The following is a 9419-nucleotide window of genomic DNA, read 5'->3' on the forward strand; positions in this document are numbered from 1 at the left end:
TACCAAATGGAGGCCCGTACCCGTACCCTCCGAGGAGCCCCCGTGCCCCGCACCGCCACCCTGTTCCACGACGTCCGCCCCTTCGGCGGCCCCCCAGGCGACCTGATCGCCGTGGACGGACTCCTCGTCGCGGAGGTCCCGGAAGGCGCCACCGTCGAGCGCATAGACGGCCACGGCCACCTCGCGCTACCGACCCTCGTCGACGCCCACATCCACCCCGACAAGACCTCCTGGGGCGAGCCCTGGCACAGCCGCCGCCCCGCCCACGGCATCGCCGAGTACGTCGCCGGCGACGTGGAACTGGCCCGCGCCCTGCCGACCCCGGTCGCCGAGCGCGCACTGCGCCTGATGTCGCACGCCGCGGCCCAGGGCACCCGGGCGATGCGGGCCCACGTGGACGTGGCCCCGGCGTACGGGCTGTCCGGGATCGAGGGCGTCGCCGAGGCGGCCCGGAAGCTCGACGGGATCGTCGACGTGGAGCTGGTCGCCTTCCCGCAGTACGGGGTGGTCCGGACGCCGGGCGTGGCCGAGCTCCTGGCGGAGGCGGCGGCGAGCGGGCTCGTGACCCACATGGGCGGCATCGACCCGGCCGGTTTCGACGCGGGCGGCGGCCGGGAGGGCGACCAGCTGGGCACGGTCTTCGGGCTGGCCGAGAAGTACGGGCTCGGGCTGGACATCCACCTCCACGACCGGGGCGAGCAGGGCCTCGCGCCGCTGCGGGACATCGCCGCCCGGACCAGGGCGCTCGGCCTGCAGGGCCGGGTGAACGTGGGGCACGCCTTCGCGGTCGCCGGTCTCTCCGGCGCGGAGCTCGACGCGACGGCGGACCTGCTCGCGGAGGCGGGGATCTCGCTCACCACGGTCGCGCTGTCCCTGACGACGATCCTGCCGTTCCGGCGGCTCGCCGAGCGCGGGGTGCAGGTCGGTCTGGGCTCGGACGGGGTCCGGGACAGCTGGAGCCCGTTCGGCGACGCGGACATGCTGCACCGCGCCTGGCTCGCCGCCTGGGCCCTGGACGCGCGGCTCGACGAGGAGCTCGAGGGCTGCTTCCGGCTCGCCGCCGACGGGGGCGCGGAGCTGCTTGGCCTGCCGAAGGCGGACCTGCGGCCGGGCTCCCCCGCCGACTTCATGCTGGTCGACGGCGAGTGCCTGCCGCAGGCGGTGGTGGACCTGCCCCGCCGTGACGTCGTGGTCCGCGCGGGCCGGGTGGTGGCGCGGGACGGCCGTCTGGTGTGAGCCGCGGAAGGAGGTACGGGGCGGGCGCCGACCCCCGCCCCGTACCCGTACTCAGTCCCGCTCCACGTCCACCGTCGTGAGCGAGGCGTACCGCTCGGGGTCCCGGCGCCGGATGCGGACGGCCACGAGCAGGCCGGCCGCCAGGACCACGGGCAGCGGCACCAGGAGGGCCGTGTTGACGGCGCCGGTGCGGCCGGTGAGCAGGTCGAAGTGGACCACGGCGAGGACGGTGAGCAGGGCGAGGCCGGCGCAGGAGATCAGCGGCGCCCAGACGACCCGGGCGGCCGAGAGGCCCATGCGGTCGCGCCGGAAGTAGGCCCAGACGGCGAGTGCGGCGAGGGCCTGCATGCCCATGATGCCGAGGACGCCGACGCTGTTGGTCCAGAGGAAGACCTCGCCGTACGGGTCGGCGGCGAGGAGCGCCCCGGCGCCGACGATCGCCAGGTTGAAGCCGGTCTGGGCGACGACGGCGCCGCCGGGCGAGCCGTGCTTCCCGGAGACCGTGCCGAGGCGGCGGGGCAGCAGGCGCTCGCGGCCGAGGGCGTACAGGTAGCGGGCTCCGGCGTTGTGGAAGGCGAGCGTGGCGGCGAAGGCGCTGACGATGATGAGCCCGTGCATGGCGTCCGCCAGCCAGGGTCCGGCGTACAGCTCGGCGGCACGGAAGGTGAGTTCGGGCCCGTCGGCGGCGCGGGCGAGTTCCACGGCCGTGTCGGTGCCGAAGGCGCCCATGATCAGCCAGCAGCCGAGGGAGTAGAAGACGGCGAGGAAGCCGATCGCGATGAAGGTGGCCCGGGGCACGGTCCTGCGGGGTTCGCGTACCTCCTCGGCGAAGATCGCGGTGGCTTCGAAGCCGGTGAAGGCGCCGATGACCAGGACGAACATGCCCGCGACACCGCCGGTGGCGAGGGTCGAGGGGGCGAAGGACGCGGTGTCGAGGGCGGCGGTGCCGCGGTCGCCGAGGATGCCGCCGTCCATGACGACGAGCGAGAGGACCTCCAGGACCAGGGCGATGCCGAGGACCTTGGCGCTGAGCGTGACCTTCAGCCAGCCCAGCACGCCGACGGCGAGGACGCAGAGCCCGGAGAGCAGCCACCAGGGCACGTCGGTGCCGGTGGCGTCGCGGACGGATCCGGCGGCGAAGTAGCCGAAGGCGGCGGCGACTCCGGGGGTGACGAGGTTGTACGAGACGACGGCGACGTAGGCGGTGCCGACGCCGAGGGTGCGGCCGAGGCCGCGGGCGACGTACGCGTAGAAGGCGCCGGCGTTGCGGACGTGCAGGCTCATCGCGGTGAACCCGGCGGCGAAGAGCGCGAGCAGCGCGCCGGAGACGAGGTAGGCGAGCGGGGCTCCGGGGCCGCCGATGCCGATGGCGAAGGGGGCGACGCCGGCGAGGACGGTGAGCGGCGCGGCGGCGGCCACGACGAAGAAGACGAGGTCGAAGGTGCCGATGCGACCGGCGGCGAGCCGGCCGGCCGCGCCCTGGTCGGAGGCCGTACGAGGGGTGGTGTCGGTGGTCATGCGGGCGCTCCGGCGGACGGGACGAGCGTGGGGTGGGTGTCGTCGGCGAAGGGGCCGACGACGTCTCCGGCGTGCAGCACGAGGAGCCGGCGGGGGTGGGCGGCGACGGCCTCGGGGACGGAGCCGGCGGCGACGGCGACGAGGTCGGCGCGGTCGCCGGGGGCGAGGCCGTAGTCGGTGAGGCCGAGGGCGGCGGCGGCCTCGCCGGTGACGAGGGAGGCGGCGAGGGACAGTTCGGGGTCGGTCATGAGCCCGGTCCTGAGGCCGATGATCGTGGCGCGTTCGAGCATGTCGGCGGTGCCGTAGGGCCACCAGGTGTCGCGGATGTTGTCGGAGCCGGCGAAGACCCGGACGCCGTGCTCGCGCAGCCGGAGGACGGGCGGGACGGGGCCGCTCGGACCGTTGGTCATGATCGCGACCCCGGCGGCGGCGAGGGCCGCGCAGGTGCGGTCGAGTTCGGTGTCGTCGACGTCGCCGAGGGCGTAGGCGTGGCTGACGGCGACCTGGCCGCCGAGGCCGAGGGCGGCGGTGCGGGCGGCGATGTCCCGCAGCTGGGCGGTGCCGGTCTCGCCGCCGTCGTGGAGGTGCAGGTCGATGCCCTTGCCGTGGCGTTCGGCGAGGCCGAAGACGGTGTCGAGCTGGCCGGCGGCGTCGCCGTCGAAGCCCACGGGGTCGAGGCCGCCGACGAGGTCGGCGCCGTCGGCGAGTGCGGCGTCGAGGAGGTCGGCGACGCCGGGTGCGGTGACGACGCCGGACTGCGGGAAGGCGACGAGCTGGATGCCGAGCCGGTCGCGGAACTTCTCGCGGACGTCGAGGAGGGCGTGCAGGTGGTCGAGGCCGGTGTCGGGGTCGACGTCGACGTGGGAGCGGACGTGTCCGGTGCCGAGGGAGACCATCCGGCGGGCGAGGGCGGCGGCCCGTTCGGCGACGGGCACCTCCTCGGTGTGCCGGGAGGCGCGCTCGGCCTCGATCTGCTCGTGCAGCGTGGCGGTGGTCCGGTGCGGGCGCCAGGGGGCGCCGAGGAGGGTCTTGTCGAGGTGGGCGTGGCCGTCGACGAGGGCGGGCAGCAGCAGGGCGCCGCCGAGGTGGAGCGCGCCGGGCGGGGTGGGGCGGCCCGGGAGGTGTGCCTCGACGGCGCTCACCCGGCCGTCCCTGAGGTGGACGTCGGCGGTGCGGCCGTCGGGGAGGGTGGCCCCGAGGAGGGCGGTGGGCCTGGGCGGGGCGGAGGCCTCGCTCATGGTGTCTCCTTCGCAAGGTACGAGTCGCAGGGGCGCGCGTCGGGATCCCCCTGGTGACCGCGGTGTGGCGCAAAGGTAATTGGTATACCGAATACCAGGCAATGCCTGGAGGCCCCTCACTTCCGGAGCGACCCGAACCGGTCTGCGAAGATCGGGGAAGCACCACCGCCTCCGCCCCTCCCGACTGGAGCCCGCCCGATGACCACGCCCCGCCCCACCGGCCGCAGCACCGCCATCGGGGACACCCACCTGTCCCTGCGGGAGCGGGTGTACGTGGAGCTGCGCGAGCGGATCATCGAGGGCGAGTACCCGGCGGGGCTGCGGCTCGTGGAGCGGGAGATCGCCGACGAGCTGCGGGTCTCCCGGGTGCCGGTGCGCGAGGCGATGCAGCGCCTGGAGTCGGAGGGCTTCCTCTCGGTGCAGCCGCGCCGGGGCTCGGTGGTGGCGGAGTTCGGCCCGGAGGACGCCGAGCACCTCTTCGACGTCCGGGAGAACCTGGAGGGCCTGGCCGCGCGGCTCGCCGCCCGGCACGCGAGCCCCGAGCGGCTGCGGGACCTGGAGCGGCTCCTGGCGCGGGGGAGGAAGGCGGCGGAGTCCGGGCGGCTCCGCGAGGCCGTCTCACTCAACGCCGACTTCCACCGCCGGGTCGTCGAGCTCTCCGGGAACCCGCTCCTGGTGGACCTGATGACCCCGCTCGACTCCCGGCTGCGCCGTCTCTTCCGCCTCACCTCGGCACAGGCGGACGGCGAGCCGATGTGCGGGGCGCACGAGCGGCTCTACGAGGCGCTCCGCGACCGCGACGAGGACGGCGCGGAGGCCCTGGCCCGCGCCCATGTGGCCGATACCCGCGCGTCGACGCAGCGGCTGCTCGCGGCGCTGCCGGAGGCTCCGGGAGGCTCGGCCTAGCTCACCGTCCGGAGCGCCGTCCGGACGGCCGCCAGGTCCTCGTCCGAGGCGAGGCCGGCGTGGTAGAGGCGGAGTTCGGTCGCGCCCGCCGCGCGGGCGTGCTCGGCGTCGCGGGCCAGTGACTCGGGGATGCCGCCCAGGCCGGCGACGATCGCAGCCCGGGGGCGGCGGGGTCGCCGTCGACGTCCCAGGGGTAGAGGAAGGCCCCGGCCCACAGGCTCCCCGCGCGCGCGTGGCCCGTGCTCCCGAGGCCCGTGCCCCCACGGCTCGTGCTCCCGGGACCCGTGCCCCCAGGGCTCGTGCTCCCCGGGGCTCGTGCTCCCCGCGCGCGCGGGGCTCGCCGTCACGCGCCGAGCTCCTTCATCAGGGCGCGGCCGCGTTCGACGAGCCGGGCGAGGGCGTCGAGGTGCTCGGGGGCGGGCTCGCTGAGCGGGGGCCGCACCGGGCCGACGTCGAGGCCCGTCATCCGTACCGCCGCCTTGACGAGCGAGACGGCGTATCCCCTGCCCTGGGCGCGGAGTTCGACGAGCGGCCGGTAGAAGCCGTCGACCAGCAGGTTGACGGTGGTGTCGTCGCCGGAGGCGAGGGCGCGGTGGTAGGCGAGGGCGAGGTCGGGGGCGAAGCAGAAGACGGCGGAGGAGTAGCGGGTGACGCCGATGCCCCGGTAGGCGGCGCCGGTGAGTTCGGCGGTCGGCAGGCCGTTGAAGTAGAGCAGGTCGAGCCCTTCCGCGCGGACGGCGCTGACGATCCGCTGCATCAGGCCGAGGTCGCCGATGCCGTCCTTGAGGCCGATGACGCCGTCGGTGCGGGCGAGGGCGACCGCGGTGTCGGGGGTGAGGACGGCGTTGTCCCGCTGGTAGACGATGACGTCGAGCGAGGTGGCGGCGGCGAGTTCGGTGTAGTGGCGGAGCAGCCCGGCCTGGTCGGCGACGACGAGGTACGGGGGCATGGCGAGGAGCCCGTCGGCGCCGGCCTCCTCGGCGAGGCGCGCGTACCGGACGGCGAGGGCGGTGCCGTAGCCGGTGCCGGCGACGACGGGGACGCGGCCCGCGGTCTCCTCGACGGCGGCGGCGACGCAGTCCCGGAACTCCTCGGGGGTGAGGGCGTGGAACTCGCCGGTGCCGCAGCAGGCGAAGACGGCCGCCGCGCCCGCGTCGACGCCGGCGCGGACGTGGGCGCAGAAGGTGTCGAGGTCGACGGAGCCGTCGGGCGCGAAGGCGGTGACGGGGAAGAACAGCAGGCCGTCGAGGCGGCCGGCGAGCGGGGCAGTGGTCACGGGCGCTCCCAGGGATCTCCGTCGTGCACATTTATGACTTTCATCCATATGCATGAACACTGACCTCACGCACGCTAGAGCAGCCGCGATCGGCCGGTCAAGGCGATTGCGCGTCTCCGTCAAGGATCTTGACGCTCCGTCGGACGGCTTTCTAGCGTGTCCACGGATGTGAATGCCGCTCAGATGACTGCCACTCGACGGAGGAGACCCGCTCCATGACCGCACCCCGCACCGTCCTGCTCACCGGCGCCGCCGGGGGCGTCGGCACCCTGATGCGGGAGCTGCTGCCCCCGTACGGCTACGAGCTCCGCCTCCTCGACGTCGCCCCCGTCCCCGGCGCCCCGGACGCGGTCACCGCCGACCTCGCGGACCGGGCGGCGCTGCGCGAGGCGGTCCGGGGCGTCGACGCGATCGTGCACCTGGCGGGCATCTCCCTGGAGGCCGACTTCGACCGGATCATGGCCGCGAACATCGCCGGCACGCACCACCTCTACGAGGCCGCCCGCGAGGAGGGCGTCCGGCGCGTGGTCTTCGCCTCCAGCAACCACGCCGTCGGCTTCACCCGGCGCCCGCGCGAGGGCGAGCCGCCGATCCCGGTCGACACCCCGCACCGGCCCGACACCTTCTACGGCCTCTCCAAGTGCTTCGGCGAGGACCTGGCGCAGCTCTACTGGGACCTGCACGGGATCGAGACGGTGTCCCTCCGCATCGGCTCCTGCTACCGGGAGCCCACGTCGGTACGGATGCTCTCGCTGTGGCTCAGCCCGGCCGACTGCGCCCGCCTGCTGCACGCCGCCCTCACCGCCGAGGACGTGGCCCACACGGTCGTGTACGGCTCCTCCGCCAACACGCGCGCGCGGTGGGACCTCTCCACGGCCCGGGCGCTCGGCTACGCGCCGGAGGACGACTCGGAGGCGTACGCGGAGAAGCTGATCGCCGAGAAGGGCCTCCCGGCCGAGGGCAGCGCCGACGATCTCTACCTGGGCGGCCACTTCTGCGTGGACCCGCCCCGCTGGCCGCACTGAACGGGCCGCGCCGGACGGGGGCCACGGAGCCCTGGCCGCGCCGGACGGGGCCCGCGGGGCCCTGGCCGCCCCGAACAGGGCGTACGCAGGACCCGGCCGGACTGATACGGGGGAGCCGGCCGGGGCCCGGGCCGCGGTGCGCCTCGGCGCACGTGACCAGCTCACCGTAGGCGCGGCCGAAGATCATCGCGAGCCGCGGAACGCGGCAGCTGTCCGGATTGCGCGGTGGGTTGGCGCAAAGAAGCACGCGCGCGCGGGGCGACGCGCCCCCCCCTGCGTCCCGACCCCGTCAGCGGCCCGCCCGGAGCGTCCGGGACGGCGACTCGCCGAACCTCTCCCGGTAGCGGGCCGCGAACCGCCCCGGGTGGGCGAAGCCCCAGCGCCAGGCCACCTCGCTGACGCTCACCTCGTCCGGCGCGGCCGCCCGCAGCTCCTCGCGGACCCGGTCGAGCCGGACCTCCCGCACGTACGCCATCGGCGACATCCCCACGTACTCCCGGAAGGACTCCTGGAGGCGGCGGACGCTCACCCGGGCCAGGGCGGCGAGCTCGGTGGTCGTGAACGGGTGCTCGGGGCGCTCCCGCACCGCGTCCATCGCGCGCTTGACCGGCGCCGGGCGCCGCACCTCCCCCGGATGGGCGAGCGCCTCGCGCCAGGGGTGCTCGGCGGCCAGGAGCAGCCCGTTCAGGAGCGCCTCCTGCAGGGGCCCGGCGACCAGCTCGTGCGTGGCGAGCCCCTCCCCCGCGAGCGCCTCGGCGGCGACCTGGCGGGCGAAGCGCACCCAGCTGAGGCCGGGACCGCGGGTGATGTCCAGGCGGGGCGCGAAGACCAGCGGGCCGCGCGGCGCCCGGCCCATCAGCTGTTCGAGGCGGTCGCGCAGCTCGGCCGCGCCGACCTTCACGGACAGGGTCCGGCAGTCCCCGGTCCAGCGGTCGAGGAAGGTGTCCCCGGCCGGGTCGAGCAGCAGCGCCTCACTGGCCGTCGCGACGATCGGGGACCGGCCGCCCTGGCGCATCTCCATCCTGCCGCTGAGCGGCGCGTTCAGGTGGTACGCGCCGAGCTCGCCGAAGCTCATCCGCACATCGGCGCCGCAGCTGAGGTCGCCGATGACCAGCGGCCCGAGCGCCACCGTGTCGAACCGGGCCGCGAAGGGCCGCCGCTCCCCGTCGACGACGGCCATGCGGTTCGCGTAGTAGCGCGCGTCGAGCTCCTCGCGCGCCGCGTCCACGTCGTCCGTCCGGAACGAGCTCCCGCCCACAGCACCCGCGCCCGGCGCGGCCCCCACACTCCCCATGGATCGAAAGAATATTCATATGACGGATCTGACCAGGAACGGCAGGATGCGCGGCATGCCACGACCCCATGGATTCACCTACGAGCAGCGCCGCGACGGCTCCGTCGTCCTCACCCACCAGGGCCGCGCCGCGGGCGTGCTGCGGGGCGGGCGGGCCGCGAAGTTCCTGGCGGAGGTGGAGGCGGGCGACGCCCAGCTGGTCATGGCCCGCTGGACGGGCGCGTACCGCTTCGGGAACGAGCGCCAGGCCAGGAACCATCCGCGTAACCAGGGTGGCCGAACCGGGCGCGGGTAAGGGAACGGCAAAGGGGCCCGGATCGTTAGCCCTGGCATGACCGCTATGACCCCCGGCTCGAACATCCCTCTCACCGCCGCGCGCGTGGCGGTGGACGTGGCCGCCCCCGTGCGGCTCGACGTCTCGGGCCTGCTGCTCGGCGCCAACGGCAAGGTGCGCTCGGACGACGACTTCATCTTCTACAACCAGCCGGCCGGGCCCGGTGTCACCTACCGCTCCGGCGGCGGGGCGGCGCCCGACGCGATCCTGGTGGACACCGGCGCCCTCCCCGCCGGCATCGAGAGGATCGTCGTCACCGCGAGCCCGGACGCCGCCGGCCAGACCTTCCAGGGCATCGAGCCCACGGCCACCATCCGGAACGCGGACGACGGCACCGTGATCGCCACGTTCACGCCGCCGCAGCTGGCCACGGAGACGGCGCTCGTGGTCGTCGAGATCTATCTGCGCAACGGCGCGTGGAAGGCCCGCGCGGTGGGCCAGGGGTACGCGAACGGGCTGGCCGGCATCGCGACCGACTTCGGCGTCTCGGTGGACGACGAGCCCGCCGCCGCCCCGGCGCCGACGCCCGTCGCGCCGGTCGCCCCGACGCCCGTCGCGCCGGTCGCCCCGGCCCCCGTCGCCCCGCCGGTGC

At 75.2% G+C, this 9419-nt stretch carries 10 protein-coding genes; 5 read left to right on the forward strand and 5 right to left on the reverse strand.

Annotated elements, in window-relative coordinates; translation table 11 throughout:
* Positions 1 to 42 precede the first annotated feature (42 nt).
* Positions 43 to 1236: an amidohydrolase gene (locus ACWGN5_RS35085; protein ID WP_453522454.1), complete on the forward strand. Its 1194-nt coding sequence runs from the start codon at positions 43 to 45 to the stop codon at positions 1234 to 1236.
* A 51-nt stretch (positions 1237 to 1287) separates the two neighbouring features.
* Here ACWGN5_RS35085 and ACWGN5_RS35090 read toward each other — a convergent pair whose 3' ends face one another.
* Both ACWGN5_RS35090 and ACWGN5_RS35095 read right to left on the reverse strand, forming a co-directional pair.
* The gene (locus tag ACWGN5_RS35090) at positions 1288 to 2754 is read right to left on the reverse strand and encodes an APC family permease (protein WP_453522455.1); all 1467 of its coding nucleotides are present in this window, start codon (positions 2752 to 2754) and stop codon (positions 1288 to 1290) included.
* Positions 2751 to 3992 (reverse strand): amidohydrolase, encoded by a 1242-nt coding sequence (locus tag ACWGN5_RS35095; protein ID WP_453522456.1) that lies wholly within the window; start codon positions 3990 to 3992, stop codon positions 2751 to 2753. Before ACWGN5_RS35095 ends, ACWGN5_RS35090 begins: the two co-directional genes overlap by 4 nt.
* Before the next feature lie 198 nt (positions 3993 to 4190).
* Between ACWGN5_RS35095 and ACWGN5_RS35100 the strand changes: the two genes are divergently transcribed.
* Positions 4191 to 4898 (forward strand): GntR family transcriptional regulator, encoded by a 708-nt coding sequence (locus ACWGN5_RS35100; protein ID WP_453522457.1) that lies wholly within the window; start codon positions 4191 to 4193, stop codon positions 4896 to 4898.
* On the opposite strand, the gene ACWGN5_RS35105 is transcribed toward ACWGN5_RS35100, so the two are convergent.
* Entirely contained in the window at positions 4895 to 5113 is a 219-nt protein-coding gene (locus ACWGN5_RS35105; RefSeq protein WP_453522466.1) for a hypothetical protein, read from the reverse strand. The two genes, ACWGN5_RS35100 and ACWGN5_RS35105, sit on opposite strands and share 4 nt — an antisense overlap.
* A gap of 128 nt (positions 5114 to 5241) precedes the next feature.
* Positions 5242 to 6174: a 5-dehydro-4-deoxyglucarate dehydratase gene (locus ACWGN5_RS35110; protein WP_453522458.1), complete on the reverse strand. Its 933-nt coding sequence runs from the start codon at positions 6172 to 6174 to the stop codon at positions 5242 to 5244.
* A 215-nt stretch (positions 6175 to 6389) separates the two neighbouring features.
* On the opposite strand from ACWGN5_RS35110, the gene ACWGN5_RS35115 reads away from it, so the two are divergent.
* Positions 6390 to 7199, forward strand: coding sequence for an NAD-dependent epimerase/dehydratase family protein (locus ACWGN5_RS35115; protein WP_453522459.1), 810 nt, complete (start codon positions 6390 to 6392; stop codon positions 7197 to 7199).
* Positions 7200 to 7488: 289 nt separating this feature from the next.
* On the opposite strand, the gene ACWGN5_RS35120 is transcribed toward ACWGN5_RS35115, so the two are convergent.
* Positions 7489 to 8493 carry an AraC family transcriptional regulator gene (locus tag ACWGN5_RS35120; RefSeq protein WP_453522460.1) on the reverse strand — a complete coding sequence of 335 codons (1005 nt, stop codon included), beginning with the start codon at positions 8491 to 8493 and terminating at the stop codon, positions 7489 to 7491.
* A gap of 55 nt (positions 8494 to 8548) precedes the next feature.
* Between ACWGN5_RS35120 and ACWGN5_RS35125 the strand changes: the two genes are divergently transcribed.
* Positions 8549 to 8788 (forward strand): hypothetical protein, encoded by a 240-nt coding sequence (locus tag ACWGN5_RS35125; RefSeq protein ID WP_453522461.1) that lies wholly within the window; start codon positions 8549 to 8551, stop codon positions 8786 to 8788.
* A 36-nt stretch (positions 8789 to 8824) separates the two neighbouring features.
* Positions 8825 to 9419: TerD family protein (locus tag ACWGN5_RS35130; RefSeq protein ID WP_453522462.1), on the forward strand; the 595-nt coding region annotated here is incomplete at its 3' end.

This window comes from Streptomyces sp. NPDC055815, from assembly GCF_053616475.1.